Origin of the sequence: Nocardia yunnanensis, from assembly GCF_003626895.1 — a bacterium.
Taxonomy (GTDB): domain Bacteria; phylum Actinomycetota; class Actinomycetes; order Mycobacteriales; family Mycobacteriaceae; genus Nocardia; species Nocardia yunnanensis.
Window position 1 is genome coordinate 4,848,068 of the sequence record NZ_CP032568.1, and the last position, 12,527, is coordinate 4,860,594.

The 12,527-nt window shown below is 70.7% G+C and carries 14 protein-coding genes; 10 read left to right on the forward strand and 4 right to left on the reverse strand.

Annotated features, from left to right (window positions below):
* Window positions 1-9: 9 nt before the first annotated feature.
* A complete protein-coding gene (locus D7D52_RS22745; protein ID WP_246023232.1) occupies window positions 10-1,395 on the reverse strand; it encodes a hypothetical protein in 1,386 nt (461 codons plus the stop codon).
* A 125-nt stretch (window positions 1,396-1,520) separates the two neighbouring features.
* Here D7D52_RS22745 and D7D52_RS22750 point away from each other — a divergent pair, with 125 nt between their 5' ends.
* From D7D52_RS22750 to D7D52_RS22765, 4 genes are read left to right on the forward strand one after another with little or no spacing between them, the layout of a single operon-like run.
* Window positions 1,521-2,186, forward strand: a complete 666-nt coding sequence (locus tag D7D52_RS22750) for a glycosyltransferase family 2 protein (protein ID WP_120739448.1) — start codon at window positions 1,521-1,523, stop codon at window positions 2,184-2,186.
* The gene (locus tag D7D52_RS22755; RefSeq protein WP_120739450.1) at window positions 2,183-2,875 is read left to right on the forward strand and encodes a TIGR04282 family arsenosugar biosynthesis glycosyltransferase; all 693 of its coding nucleotides are present in this window, start codon (window positions 2,183-2,185) and stop codon (window positions 2,873-2,875) included. Before D7D52_RS22750 ends, D7D52_RS22755 begins: the two co-directional genes overlap by 4 nt.
* Before the next feature lie 23 nt (window positions 2,876-2,898).
* On the forward strand, window positions 2,899-4,128 hold the full coding sequence (locus D7D52_RS22760) for a molybdopterin-dependent oxidoreductase (protein WP_342775185.1): 1,230 nt from the start codon (window positions 2,899-2,901) through the stop codon (window positions 4,126-4,128).
* On the forward strand, window positions 4,125-4,580 hold the full coding sequence (locus tag D7D52_RS22765; RefSeq protein WP_120739452.1) for a hypothetical protein: 456 nt from the start codon (window positions 4,125-4,127) through the stop codon (window positions 4,578-4,580). Before D7D52_RS22760 ends, D7D52_RS22765 begins: the two co-directional genes overlap by 4 nt.
* Here D7D52_RS22765 and D7D52_RS22770 read toward each other — a convergent pair.
* Both D7D52_RS22770 and D7D52_RS22775 read right to left on the reverse strand, forming a co-directional pair.
* A complete protein-coding gene (locus D7D52_RS22770; protein ID WP_120739454.1) occupies window positions 4,507-5,538 on the reverse strand; it encodes a sensor histidine kinase in 1,032 nt (343 codons plus the stop codon). The genes D7D52_RS22765 and D7D52_RS22770 overlap by 74 nt on opposite strands.
* A complete protein-coding gene (locus D7D52_RS22775; RefSeq protein WP_120739456.1) occupies window positions 5,528-6,229 on the reverse strand; it encodes a response regulator transcription factor in 702 nt (233 codons plus the stop codon). Before D7D52_RS22775 ends, D7D52_RS22770 begins: the two co-directional genes overlap by 11 nt.
* Window positions 6,230-6,361: 132 nt before the next feature.
* On the opposite strand from D7D52_RS22775, the gene D7D52_RS22780 reads away from it, so the two are divergent.
* Window positions 6,362-7,573, forward strand: coding sequence for a low temperature requirement protein A (locus tag D7D52_RS22780; protein ID WP_246023233.1), 1,212 nt, complete (start codon window positions 6,362-6,364; stop codon window positions 7,571-7,573).
* A 43-nt stretch (window positions 7,574-7,616) separates the two neighbouring features.
* Here the strand turns inward: D7D52_RS22780 and D7D52_RS22785 are convergent, their stop codons facing one another.
* On the reverse strand, window positions 7,617-8,336 hold the full coding sequence (locus D7D52_RS22785; protein WP_120739460.1) for a DsbA family oxidoreductase: 720 nt from the start codon (window positions 8,334-8,336) through the stop codon (window positions 7,617-7,619).
* 178 nt (window positions 8,337-8,514) lie between these two features.
* Here D7D52_RS22785 and D7D52_RS22790 point away from each other — a divergent pair, with 178 nt between their 5' ends.
* The 5 genes from D7D52_RS22790 to D7D52_RS22810 all read left to right on the forward strand — a co-directional run bounded on the left by D7D52_RS22790 (window position 8,515) and on the right by D7D52_RS22810 (window position 12,485).
* The gene (locus D7D52_RS22790; protein WP_120739462.1) at window positions 8,515-9,726 is read left to right on the forward strand and encodes an NAD(P)/FAD-dependent oxidoreductase; all 1,212 of its coding nucleotides are present in this window, start codon (window positions 8,515-8,517) and stop codon (window positions 9,724-9,726) included.
* A gap of 10 nt (window positions 9,727-9,736) precedes the next feature.
* Window positions 9,737-10,612: an RNA polymerase sigma-70 factor gene (locus tag D7D52_RS22795; protein WP_120739464.1), complete on the forward strand. Its 876-nt coding sequence runs from the start codon at window positions 9,737-9,739 to the stop codon at window positions 10,610-10,612.
* 127 nt (window positions 10,613-10,739) lie between these two features.
* Window positions 10,740-11,033: a DUF3761 domain-containing protein gene (locus D7D52_RS22800; protein WP_120739466.1), complete on the forward strand. Its 294-nt coding sequence runs from the start codon at window positions 10,740-10,742 to the stop codon at window positions 11,031-11,033.
* Window positions 11,034-11,125: 92 nt separating this feature from the next.
* A complete protein-coding gene (locus tag D7D52_RS22805) occupies window positions 11,126-11,749 on the forward strand; it encodes a DNA-3-methyladenine glycosylase (RefSeq protein ID WP_120739468.1) in 624 nt (207 codons plus the stop codon).
* Window positions 11,750-11,861: 112 nt separating this feature from the next.
* Window positions 11,862-12,485: a Clp protease N-terminal domain-containing protein gene (locus D7D52_RS22810; RefSeq protein WP_120739470.1), complete on the forward strand. Its 624-nt coding sequence runs from the start codon at window positions 11,862-11,864 to the stop codon at window positions 12,483-12,485.
* Window positions 12,486-12,527 lie beyond the last annotated feature (42 nt).

Genomic DNA, 12,527 nt, shown 5'->3' on the forward strand with positions numbered 1-12,527 from the left:
TGCGGTCGGTCACCAGTTCGTCAGGATCAGGTGATTGATCAGCAGCGCCCCCGCCGCCTGCACGACCAGCCAGAAGCGGGCGCTGTGGCGGGGGAGCAGCGCGGTCGCGGCCAGCGCCCACACGTCGAAGGGCAGCCAGATGCGTTCGGTCTCGGCCTTGCTCAGCCCGCTGACGTCCGCGATCAGGATGGCGGCGAGCCCGGCGGCCGCCACCAGCGCCGCCGGGTCGACGTGGGATCGCCAGCGGGCCAACCAGTCCCGGAGCGGATGCAGCGGCGGCACCTCGAGTTCGACGAAGAGACGGCAGCTCGCGGCGGCGGTGGCCAGCCCCACCGCGCACACCGTCGCGGCGAGATTGCCCCACACCCAGTAGGAGTAGGGCCGGGTGCTGGCGATGCCCTGGTAGTACCGCTGCACCACGAGGTGATAGCCGGTGAGCCACCAGAATCCGGCCGCCGCGAAGATCCCGACCACCGCCAGCGCGCTCAACACGGCGGGCAGCGCGGGCCGGAACGACCGTGCCAGCAGGACCGCCGCCGCCGGAACCGCCAGCAGCACCAGGCCGTAACTCAGGAACAGGGTGCAGCCGAAGAGCACTCCGGACGCGACGGCCGCGAGCACCCAGCCCCGGCCCAGCCGGGTGGCGACGGCCAGCAGCGCCAGCGCCCACGCGCCGACGCCCGCGAACAGCCCGTCGGCCGAGACGGCTATCCAGATCGCGGCGGGCATCAGCGCGAGGAACGGCGTCGCGACGCGCGCCCGATATTCCGAGCCCAGCGCCCGGATGGCGAACGGCACCGCCGCCGCGGCGCTGGTGCCCACCAGCAGGCACAGCAGTCCCGCCCACGCGCCGCCGCCCAGCCCGACGCGGTCCAGCGCCACGAACACCAGCAGCGCGCCCGGCGGATGCCCGGACACGTGGGTGGTCCACGAATCGGGCTGGAAATCCAGGATGCGGCCGGAGAATCCGCGCAGCATGGACCCGATGTCGTGCACCCCGCCGACCTCGTGCAGGTATTCGTCGCGGGTGGTGAGGCGTCCGGCGAAGCCGCGCTGCCAGCCGTCCACCATGGCCAGCGCGAACGCCCACCCCGCCGCGGTCGCCCACGTCGTCAGTAACAGCCGCCCCCACGACAGCCGCCGCGCCAGATCCGGCCCGAAGCGCACCACCGCCGCCGCGAGCGCGACCGCGGGCACCGTCCCCCACCCCACGTGCGGCAGCCAGCCGCCGAAGATCGGTGCGGCCCCGGCATAGAGCCGATCGCTCCACGGTTTGCCTTCGATTCGCGGAACCAGGAAGGCCGCGAGCACGAGCAGAAAAGCCGTGAGGGCGCAGTAGCCGTCGACGCGGGTGGAGACGTAGCGCGCGACTCGTGTCGCAGAAGCGTTCGCCATGCCGGAAACCCTAGGCCCCGAACCCCGCCGGAACTGTCCGGATCGTCATTCTGCCTGCTCTTGTCATACTTTCGTCATGCGTGTCCCGGGGTCGAAACGGCCCGGATACCCGTACGGTCGAGGCCATGACCGAGAGGGACTTCGAACCCGGGGTCACGGTGGTGATCCCCTGCCGGGACGAAGCGGAAGCCTTGCCTGGCGTACTTTCAGCAATTCCGAGCGGTTACCGGGTGATCGTGGTGGACAACGGCTCCAGCGACGGCACCGCCGCGGTGGCGCGCGCCGCCGGCGCGACCGTGGTCACCGAATCGACCCCCGGCTACGGCAGCGCCGTGCACGCCGGGGTCGACGCCGCCCGCACCGAACTCGTCGCCGTCCTCGACGGCGACGGCTCCCTCGATCCGGGCGAGCTACCGCGCCTGGTGGCCGAATTCGGTCCCGGCGTGGACATGGTGGTGGGCCGCCGCCGGGCCGCCGTCGCGGGCGCGCTGCCGCTGCACGCGCGAATCGGCAACTGGGCCTTCGCCTTCCGGCTGCGGCGCCGCTACGGCCTGCCGGTGCACGATATCGCCGCCATGCGGGTGGCGCGCCGCGACCGGCTGCAGGCGCTCGGCCACCTGCACGCCCGATCCGGCTATCCACTGGCCCTGCTCACCGGCGCGGCCCGCGCGGGCTGGCTGGTGCTCGAACGCGACATCACCTATCGGCCGCGGACTCACGGCGAGTCCAAGGTCTCCGGTTCCTGGCTCGGCACCCTGCGTGCCGCCCGCGACTTCTGGAGTGTGCGATGACCCTCGGCGAATCCGTTCCCGCCACCCTGCTGGTGCTGGCCAAATCACCCATTCCGGGCTTCGCGAAAACCCGGCTGTCACCGCAGTTCTCGCCCGTCGACGCCGCCTACCTGGCGGCCTGTGCGCTGCTCGACACCCTGGACGCGGTGCGCGAGAGCGGGATCCGGCACCGGATCGTGGCCTGGACCGGCGACCTCGACCGCGCCGAACGTTCGGTCGAACTGGCCGCCGCCCTGCGCGAGGTGACCGTGGTCCCGCAGCGCGGCGACACCTTCGGCGAGCGACTCGCCAACGCGCACCTCGACGCCGCCGACTTCGGTGTCCCGGTCCTGCAGATCGGCATGGACACCCCGCAGGCCGACGCCGATCTGCTGTCCCGGTCCGCGTCCCGTCTGGTCGCCACCGGCGACACCGTTCTCGGGCCCGCCACCGACGGCGGCTGGTGGGCACTGGGGCTGAGCGAACCCCGTCCGGCGCACCTGCTCGCCGACATCCCCATGTCCACCGACCGGACCGGTGAGCTGACCGAAACCGCGTTGCGCCACAGCGGTTTCCGAGTCCACGCCCTGCCCACCCTGACCGACGTCGACACCTACGCCGACGCCATCGCGGTCGCGGCGGTCTCGCGCGGCCGCTTCGCCCGCTCGGTCGCCGAACTGGTAGGACCGAAAACGCCTGTACCCCTTTGAGATCGACCCGGAAGGAGCCCGCGGTGCACACCGACGACACCGAAACCGCGGACACCGAGCGCGAACCCGCCGTCTCGTCCGATTCCGGCTCCCTGCTGCCGCCGCTGCTGACCGAGCGCATCTCCCCGGCCCGGTCCACCGCGGTGGCGGCGCGGGCCGGGATCGCGCTCGGCGCCGGCATCACGATCCTGTTCGTGACCGGCATCCTGAGCCATCTGATTCAGCATCCGCCGGACTGGTTCTGGTGGCCCGCGCATCCGGTGTGGCTGTACCGGGTCACCCAGGGCACGCACGTGACGGTCGGGGTCATGATGATTCCGCTGCTGCTGGTGAAGCTGTGGGCAGTGTATCCGCGGTTCTTCCGCAAGCCGTCGCTGCGGCGGGCGCTGCCCGAGGCGCTGGAGCGGGCGTCGGTGGCGGTGCTGATCGGGGCCGTGCTGTTCCAGATCGTGACCGGGCTGTTCAATACGGCGCAGTTCTATCCGTGGAAGTTCTTCTTCACCACCACCCACCACGCCATGGCCTATGTGGCGTTCGGTGCGGTGCTGGTGCATCTGGCGGTGAAGCTTCCCGTTGTGCGGCAAGCACTTTCGCGGCCCGCAACGGCCAACAGTGCTGAACCCGTCGCCGATGCCGAGGCGCCGGATGCGCCACGCGCGGGAGTTTCCCGCCGCACGGTGCTGACCGCGGCGGGCGTGGGCTCGCTGGCGGTGGGCCTCGCGGTGATCGGCCAGTCGGTGCCGCTGCTGCACCGGGTGTCGCTGCTCGCCCCACGCAGTGGCGAAGGCCCGCAAGGAGTTCCGATCAACCGGACCGCCGCGGCGGCCGCCGTCACCGACACGGCCCGCTCGCCCCAGTACACCCTCACCGTGAAAGTCGATGGCCGCGAACGCGCTTTCTCCCGTGCCGACCTGGCGGCGCTGCCCCAGTACGACAGCGTGCTGCCCATCGCCTGCGTGGAAGGCTGGAGCGCGACCGGCCACTGGTCCGGGGTCCGGCTGCGTGATCTGCTCGCCGCGGTCGGCGAATATCGCGGCGGCGACGTGCGTTTCGTCTCCCTGGAGACGACCGGCATCTACGGCTCCTCGGTGTTGCCACGCACCCACGTGCTGGACGCCTCCACCCTGGTCGCCCTGCGACTGGGCGGACAGGACCTCACGCTCGACCACGGCTATCCGTGCCGCCTGATCGCCCCGAACCGTCCGGGCGTCCTGCAGACCAAATGGCTGCGCTCGATCGAGGAACTCTCATGACCGTCATTCGAATCCTGTTGGGCGCGTTCGGCATCGGCGTCGCCGTCTACGGCATCGAACTGCTGCTGAAGATGAGCGCCACCGATCTGCGGTCGGTGGCCGCCTGGTTCGTCGGCGCGATCCTCGCCGAGAACCTGATCTTCGGCCCCCTGGCCGCCCTGGCCGGTGTGCTCGGCCACTACGTGCTCCCGCCCCGCTGGTGGCCCGCCTACACGGTGGGCGCATGCACCAGCCTCGCCCTGATCCTGGTCGCGGTCCCGGTGCTCGGCCGTGGTGGCGCGGTGCCCGGCAACGACACCATCCTCGACCGCGACTACCCGCTGGGCCTGCTCGCGGCCCTGGCGGTGGTGTGGGCCGCGGTCGCCGCCTACCTGCTGGTCAGCGGCCGTCGGACGCGAGCAGCGGCAGCCGGACCTCGAAACGCGCACCCCGCGAACGATTCCGGACACTGAGCTCACCGCCGTGCGCCGCCGCCAGCCCCGCCGCGATGGCCAGCCCCATCCCGCTGGAGCTGCCGAGTTCGGCCGCGCCGGGGGAGCGGGCGGAGCTGCCGCGGTACCCCGCCTCGAAGATGCGCGGCAGATCGGCGTCCGCGATGCCGGGGCCGGTGTCGTCGACCCGCGCCCACGCCTGCCCCGCGTCCGTGCCCGCCGAGAGATCGATGCGGCCGCCCGGCGGCGTGTGGGCGATCGCATTGGCGACCAGGTTGGTCAGCACCCGCCCCAGCGCCCGATCACTGCCGGCCACCAGGATCTTGTCCTCGGGTTGCGTTGCGGCCAAGGCGATTCCGGCGCGTTCGGCGGTTGCCCGGTTGGCGGCGAGCACCTCGTCGACGACCTCGCGCAGATCCACCGGCTCGAGCCGTAACCGCAGCGCCCCCGCGTTGATCTTCGACATCTCGAACAGATCGTCCACCATCGACGAGAGCCGATTCGTCTCGCGCACAATCTGTTCCGCGTAGCGCGCCACCTCGTCCGGCGCCGACACCACCCCGTCGACGAGTGCCTCGCCCATGGCGCGAATCCCCGCCAGCGGGGTGCGCAGGTCGTGGCTGACCCAGGCCACCAGTTCCCGGCGCGACGCCTCGGCGGCCCGCTCCTGTTCGAGCATCTCGCGTTCCCACACCATGGTGCGCGCCTGCGCGCGGCCCAGCAGGATGGCCGCGGGCACCGTCACCGCGGTCACCACCGCCAAAACCACGGCGGTGCGCTCGAATTCGGCGCCGAACATGAGATCGCTGACCGCCACCACCCCGCACAGGGTGGCGAGCGTGGGGATGAGGACCAGCACGGCCATGCTGGTGGTGACGGCGCGATTGCGGGTGTAGCGCAGCAGCAGCGCCCCGATCGCCACCACCGGCAGGGTGCTCGCCAGCGCATACCCGATGAGCCCGGGCGTATCAGTCGGCACCGGACGTACCCTCCGCGAGATCGGCTCGGCCCCACGCGTATCCGCGTCCCCACACCGTTTCGATGCGGTGCGCGGCGCCCAGCTTGGCGCGCAATCGCTTCACGTGCACGGTGACCGTCGACAGGTCACCGAAATTCCACCCCCACACCTCCGCCAGCAGTTCCTGGCGGCTGAACACCCGCCGCGGATGCGCCAGCAGGAAGACCAGCAGATCGAATTCGCGGGCGGTCAACTCGATCGGCATCCCGTCGGCGACCACCGTGCGCGCCGCCCGATTCAACTCCACGCCGTCGGCCCGCAGTATTTCCGTCGTCACCGGCTGCTGCACCTGGGTGCGCCGCAGCACCGAGGCCACCCGCAACGCCAGCTCCCGCGGACTGAACGGCTTGGTCACGTAGTCGTCCGCGCCCGCCTGCAATCCGATCACCCGATCGTCTTCCTCGCCGAGCGCGGTCAGCAGGATGATCGGCGTCTGCGGATGCGCGCCCGCCCGCACCGCCCGGGTCAGCTCGATCCCGTCCGGCGCGGGCATCATCACGTCGAGCACGGCCAGATCGATCTCGTTGCGCGCCAGCACCGCCGCCGTCGCCGCCCCATCCGCGGTCTCGACGACCTCGAGCCCGTCCCGCTCCAGATATCGCCGCACCACCTCGCGCACCACCGGATCGTCGTCCGCCACCAGAATCCGCATACCCCACCCTAGGTCGGCGTGGTGCCCGAACCACTGGTCGAGCCCGTTTCCGGGCTCGCCGTCACGAATCCGTCATGGCCGTCGCGGTGATGTGCGCGGCGGTTGCCGGCGGGCGGCCCTACGCTTCTGCACGTGAGCAGTGAAATGTCCGGTTCAGCGGTGGAGATGGAGGCGGAGGGCGGGCAGGTCCGGGCCTCCACGCTGGAACTGTTCTTCGACCTGGTGTTCGTCTTCACCATCACGCAGTTGACGCATGTGTTCACTCATCATCCCGGCTGGCGGGAGGTGGGGGAGGTGGCGTTGATGTTCGCCATCATCTGGTGGATGTACAGCGGGTACGTCTTCCTCACCAACGAGGTCGCGCCCAACAGCTCGGCGCGGCGAACATTCCTGCTGGTCGGCATGTTCGGCTTCTTCGTCATCGCCATCGCGATTCCCGACGCCTTCCACGGCACCGGCCTGGTCTTCGGCCTCGGCTATCTGGTGGTGAATCTGGTGCACACGCTCATGTTCGCGACCGCGGGCGGCGCGCGAGCCAGCGCGGCGATGCTGCGCCTCGGACCGCTGAACACGCTGACAGCCGGACTGGTGGTGGCCGGCGGGCTCACCCACGACCGGGTGCGCGCCGTGCTCTGGGCGGTCGCGATCGTGATCCAGATCGTCACCCCGTACCTGATCAGGTCCGACGGATTCGCGGTGCGCCCCAGCCACTTCTGCGAACGTCACGGCCTGGTGATCATCATCGCGCTGGGCGAATCGGTGGTGGCCATCGGCGCCAACCTGGCGGGCATGGACCTGACCGTCGGCCTGATCGCCAGCGTCGCCCTCGGCCTCACCCTCGGTTACGTGCTGTGGTGGGCCTACTTCGGCATGGACGACGAACGCGGCGAGCACGCGCTGACCGCGATTCCCGGCCCGCTGCGGCCCCGGCCCGCCGTCCTGGCCTACGGGTACGCGCTGTTCGTGATCCTGCTCGGCATCATCCTCACCGCGGCCGGGATCGCCATGACCATCGCGCACGGCAACCAGCCCGCGAGCACGGCCGCGGCGCTGGCGCTTTCGGGCGGCGTGGCCCTGTTCTTCCTGGGCCAGTGCGCCTTCCGCTTGGTGCTGCACCTGCCGCGCCCGTGGTGGCGGCTGCTCGCGGCGGTGTGCGTGCTCGCCACCGCGTTCGTCGGAATCGGCTGGGTGGCTTGGGGACAGCTCGCGGTGCTGATCGTGGTCGCCTACGGATTCGTCATCGCCGACGATCTGCTGGCCGTGCGCACCGGTGAGGACAGCTCGTACGTGCGCCCGGAGACCTCGACCGTCGGGCGCTTCGTGACGCGAAACCAGAAGCAGTAGCCGGAATTCCGCCGTCGGTCAGCGCCGAGCAGCGAGCCGGGGCTCAATCCCGTTGCGGCAGTGCGCATCCGTCGGGTCCGCAGGCGTCGCCGTCGGCGACCATCGCCAGCTCCGGCGCCTGATCGCGCCATGCCTGCTCGAGCGCCTGGGCGAACACCTCCGGCGGCTGCGCCCCCGACACCCCGTACTTGCGGTCCAGGACGAAGAACGGCACACCGCGCGCGCCCAGCCGGGCGGCCTCGGCCTCGTCGGCGCGCACCGCGTCGGCGTAGGCCTCCGGATCGGTGAGCACGTCTCGCACGGCTTGCTCGTCGAAGCCGGCCGACACCGCGACCCGGACCAGCCGTTCGGTATCCCCGAACAGGGGCTCCGCCTCCGCGAAATTGGCGGCGTACAGGGCGTCGAGCAACTGCTCCTGACGACCCTGCGCCAGCGCGAAATGCAGCAGCCGATGCATGTCGAAGCTGCTGCCGAAGTCGCGACCCTCGACCTGATACGGCAATCCCATCGCCGCGGCCTGCGCGCCGATGCCGCGCTCGTTGGCGGCGGCCTGCGCCTCGCTGATGCCGTACTTCTCGGCGATGTGCGGCACCACCGCATCGCTGTGCCCGTGCGGCAGGGTCGGATCCAGCTCGAAGGACTTGTGCACCACGGTGACGTCGTCCCGATGCGCGAAATCCGCGAGCGCCTCCTCGAAACGCCGCTTGCCCAGGTAGCAGAACGGGCAGTTGATATCGGTCCAGATCTCGACCTGTACGGCCATCACACCTCACTCGGACGCTGTTTTCGCAGGCCGGAGGGGTCCGGCCACCCTGATGCCAACCGGCGACCGAGCCTGAATGTTCCACTGTGACTCAGGACACAGCGATGGATTGTCACGTTCGGCGGGGCTGTCCTGTCTCATGCCCGACCCAGCAGCGACGACTACTTCGGAGCCAAAGATGAACGCCAACACCACCACCCAGCGGATCGTCGTCCTCGGCGCCGGTTACACCGGGATGATGGCCGCCGTCCGACTGGCACGCCGCACCCGCAAGATGGATGTGCGGATCACACTGGTCAACCCGTCGGAGCGGTTCACCGAGCGGTTGCGCATGCACCAGATCGCCGCCGGACAGCAACTCGCCGACTACCGCATCCCCGCGATCCTGGCGGGGTCGGGCGTGGTCTTCCGTCGGGCCGCCGCCGTCGCGATCGACCCCGAGGCCCGCGTCGTCACCCTCGACGACGCCACCGAACTGGTCTACGACCACCTCGTCTACGCGCTGGGCAGCGTCACCGACACCTCGAACGTCCCCGGCGCCGACCAGCACGCCTGGACCCTCGACGACCCCCGGCTGGCACACCGCTTCGCGCGGCGGCTGGCCGAAATCGCCACGGCCGCGGGCACGGTGACCGTCGTCGGCGGCGGGCTGACCGGTATCGAGGCCGCCGCCGAGGTCGCCGAAGCGCATCCGGGGCTGACCGTCACGCTGGTCAGCGCCGAACAGCCCGGCCACATGATGGGCGACCGGGCCCGCGCGCACCTGGTGCGTGTCCTCGACCGGCTGGGGGTCGTCCGCAAGGTCGGCGTCAAGGTCGCCAAGGTGCTGCCCGACGCCGTGCGTTTGGACACCGGCGAACTCGTCGCCTCGGATCTGACCCTGTGGACCACCGGCGTGCGGGTCGCGCCGCTGGCCGCGCAGGCCGGAATCGTCGTGGACGAGCACGGACTCATCGTCACCGACCCGGCGCTGCGCTCGGTCTCGCACCCCGAGATCCGCGCCATCGGCGACGCCGCCGCGATCCGCATGGCCTGGGGTCAGGTCCACGGCACCTGCCAGACCGGTATGGCCGGAGCCGCGTACGCCGCGGACGCCCTGGCGAAGCAGCTGCGCGGAAAGACGGTGCAGCCCTTCCGGATCGGCTACTTCCACCAGCCGGTCAGCCTGGGGCGACGCGACGCGGTCATCCAGTTCACCCACGCCGACGACACCCCGAATCGCTGGTATCTGAAGGGCAAGGCGGCCTGCGCGTACAAGGCCATGGTTAGCGGCAGCCCGGTGCCCACCTACAAGTTGAGCAAGCACCTGACCATGCGGGCCCAGCTGTCGAACGGCGGTCGCGCGACCCGCGACATCGCAGGACGCGACGACCGTCTTCGGGTGAGGTAGGTATGACGCCATGCAGGACGCTTCCACAGATCCCTTCGTCGAGCACCGCCGGCTCCTTTTCGGCACCGCCTACCACATGCTCGGCACCGTCACCGACGCGGAAGACGTCCTGCAGGACGCCTGGATCAAATGGCATGCGGCGGACCGGGATTCGGTCACACATCCCAAGTCGTACCTGGTCCGCACCGTCACCAATCTCGCGCTCAACCGGCTCACCTCCGCCCGCGCCACCCGCGAGACCTATGTCGGTCCGTGGCTGCCGGAACCGCTGCTGACCACTACGACCGACGCCGCCGAGGAGACCGAGATGGCCGACACCGTGTCGACGGCGATGCTGGTCGTCCTGGAAACCCTCAGCCCGGTCGAGCGCGCCGTGTTCGTGCTGCGGGAGGTCTTCGGCTACTCGCACGCCGAGATCGCCGGGTTCCTGGACCGCCCCGAGTCCACCGTCCGCCAGCTCGCGCTGCGCGCCCGCGACCACGTGCACGCCCGCCGCCCGCGCTTCGACGCCGACGAGCACACCCGCGCCGAGGTCACCGCGAAATTCCTGGCCGCGGCGCAGGGCGGAGACGTCAACGCGCTCATGGAATTGCTGGCGCCGGAGGTGACGCTGTGGAACGACGGCGGCGGCAAGGTGACCGCGGCGCGGCGGCCGCTGTACGGGCCGGATCATGTGGCCCGCTGGATGCTGGGTGCGATGGCCAAGCCGAGCAGCGCGGGTGTCCGACTCGAGCCCGCGGTCATCAATGGCGAGCTCGGGCTGCTCTCGATTCTCGGTGACTACCGGGTCGGTGCGCTGACCTTCGATATTCGCGACGGTTTCATCGAAAACATTCGCTTCCAAGTCAATCCGGACAAACTCGTCGGTATTCAAAGCGGGTCATGAATCGGCCGGCGAATCGGTCGGTTGACAGGAATCCGGGTTCGCCGCGCGATTCCTCGGCTACTGTTCGGTGCTCGCCGGAGGCGTCCGCCTCCCGGTTCGACATCGTTTCCGTGCAAGGGATTTCGAAGTGATCGGCTTGACCACGCGCCGGGTGGCGCGACATATCCTGCCCTGGGCCGCCGCGGCCTTCATCGGCGCGAGCACCGCGCTCGCAGCACCGGCCACCGCCGTGCCGGTTCTGCACACCGCTTGCGCCGCAAGCGAATACGAGAACAGCGACGGTGCGTGCGTGCAGCGTCCGCAGCAGGGCGCCACCGCACCGGACGGGGCGACCGCGCACTGCAAGGACGGCAGCTGGAGCTTCAGCCAGCACCGTCGCGGTACCTGCTCCGGACACGGCGGCGTGTCCGAGTGGCTGTGACCGTCGCGTAGCGGATCGGGCGGCTGAGCGTCGCCCGCCCTCCCGAGAGGGCGGTGCGGTGCGCACGCGGCGTTGCGGAACAATGGGTCGGCGTGGGAGCCGAAGAACTTGCCGTCGAACCCCTGCGTGCCGCCCGGCGACTGCTCGGCGGCATCCTGCGCTCGGGTCCGGTCGGCATGCGCATCGTCGAGGTCGAGGCCTACGGCGGCGACCCCGCCGGACCCTGGCCCGACCCGGCCGCCCACTCGTTTCGCGGTCCCACGCCCCGCAACACCGTGATGTTCGGACCGCCCGGCATTCTGTACGTCTATTTCAGCTACGGCATGCACACCTGCGTCAACGTCACCAGCGGACCCGACGGCGTCGCCAGCGCGGTCCTCGTCCGGGCGGGAGAGATCGTCGACGGTCTCGAACTCGCCCGCGGTCGCCGCCCCGCCGCCAAAACCGACGCCGGTCTGGCCCGCGGTCCGGGCAATGTCGGCAGCGCCCTCGGAATCGGCCTGGACGACTACGGAACTCGGCTCTTCGATCCGGCCGCGCCCATTCGCCTCGAACTCGGACCCGAAATCACCGATGTGGCAGCGGTTTCCGCCGGCCCGCGAGTCGGGGTCAGCGTCGCGGCCGACCGGCCCTGGCGACTGTGGCTCCCGGATTCCCCGGCCGTCTCGGCATATCGCCGCAGTCCCCGGGCGCCGCGGTTGGAACGGCCCGCCTAGCCGGTCGGCAGGGAACCGTCCCGATGCCGCCGGATCCCCGCCAAACGGCTGCCCGGGCCGGCAGAAGGACTACCGTGGGTGGAATCGACACCTCGCCCCTAGGTGGAAGCCCATGTTCGAACGGTTCACCGACACCGCCCGTCACGCCATCGTCCTGGCGCAGGAGGAAGCCCGCGCCCTCGCGCACGACTGGATCGGCACGGAACACCTGCTGCTCGGCCTGCTGCGCGGCGGCGACCCGATCGCGGCGGGCTGCCTGGAAGGTCTCGGGGTCGACATGTCCACCGCCCGCGACCGCGTCGACCAGGCCGTCGGTCCCCAGCCAAGCCCCGCCCCGCCCGGCCCCATCCCCTTCACCCCGCGCTCCAAGAAGATCCTCGAGATGTCGCTGCGCGAGGCAATGCGCCTGGGCCACAACTACATCGGCCCCGAACACATTCTGCTGGCCCTGGTCGAGGAGGGCTCCGGCATCGCGCCCCAGGTCCTGCTGAGCCTGGGCGCCACCCCCGACGAGGTCCGCGCCCGAGTCCTCACCGCCATCCGCGAAGCCCCGGGCCCTCACCACCACCCGGAACCCGACCTCCACCAACGCATCTCGACCCTCGAGCACCGCATCACCGCCCTCGAACGCCAACTCGGACTCACCCCCGGCGCCACCGCCCTGGAAGCCCGCGTCGCCGACCTCGAACGCCGCCTGACCCCCGACCCGAACGCCGACGGCGACCACACCGCCTGAGGCCACACTCGGCTGCCCCTGGCCGAACGTTGTCGACGATGA

Coding starts and splice junctions, on each gene's coding strand:
- D7D52_RS22745 (WP_246023232.1), bottom strand. CDS start 1,395: ATGGCGAACGCTTCTGCGACACGAGTCGCGCGCTACGTCTCCACCCGC.
- D7D52_RS22750 (WP_120739448.1), top strand. CDS start 1,521: ATGACCGAGAGGGACTTCGAACCCGGGGTCACGGTGGTGATCCCCTGC.
- D7D52_RS22755 (WP_120739450.1), top strand. CDS start 2,183: ATGACCCTCGGCGAATCCGTTCCCGCCACCCTGCTGGTGCTGGCCAAA.
- D7D52_RS22765 (WP_120739452.1), top strand. CDS start 4,125: ATGACCGTCATTCGAATCCTGTTGGGCGCGTTCGGCATCGGCGTCGCC.
- D7D52_RS22775 (WP_120739456.1), bottom strand. CDS start 6,229: ATGCGGATTCTGGTGGCGGACGACGATCCGGTGGTGCGCGAGGTGGTG.
- D7D52_RS22785 (WP_120739460.1), bottom strand. CDS start 8,336: ATGGCCGTACAGGTCGAGATCTGGACCGATATCAACTGCCCGTTCTGC.
- D7D52_RS22790 (WP_120739462.1), top strand. CDS start 8,515: ATGAACGCCAACACCACCACCCAGCGGATCGTCGTCCTCGGCGCCGGT.
- D7D52_RS22795 (WP_120739464.1), top strand. CDS start 9,737: ATGCAGGACGCTTCCACAGATCCCTTCGTCGAGCACCGCCGGCTCCTT.
- D7D52_RS22810 (WP_120739470.1), top strand. CDS start 11,862: ATGTTCGAACGGTTCACCGACACCGCCCGTCACGCCATCGTCCTGGCG.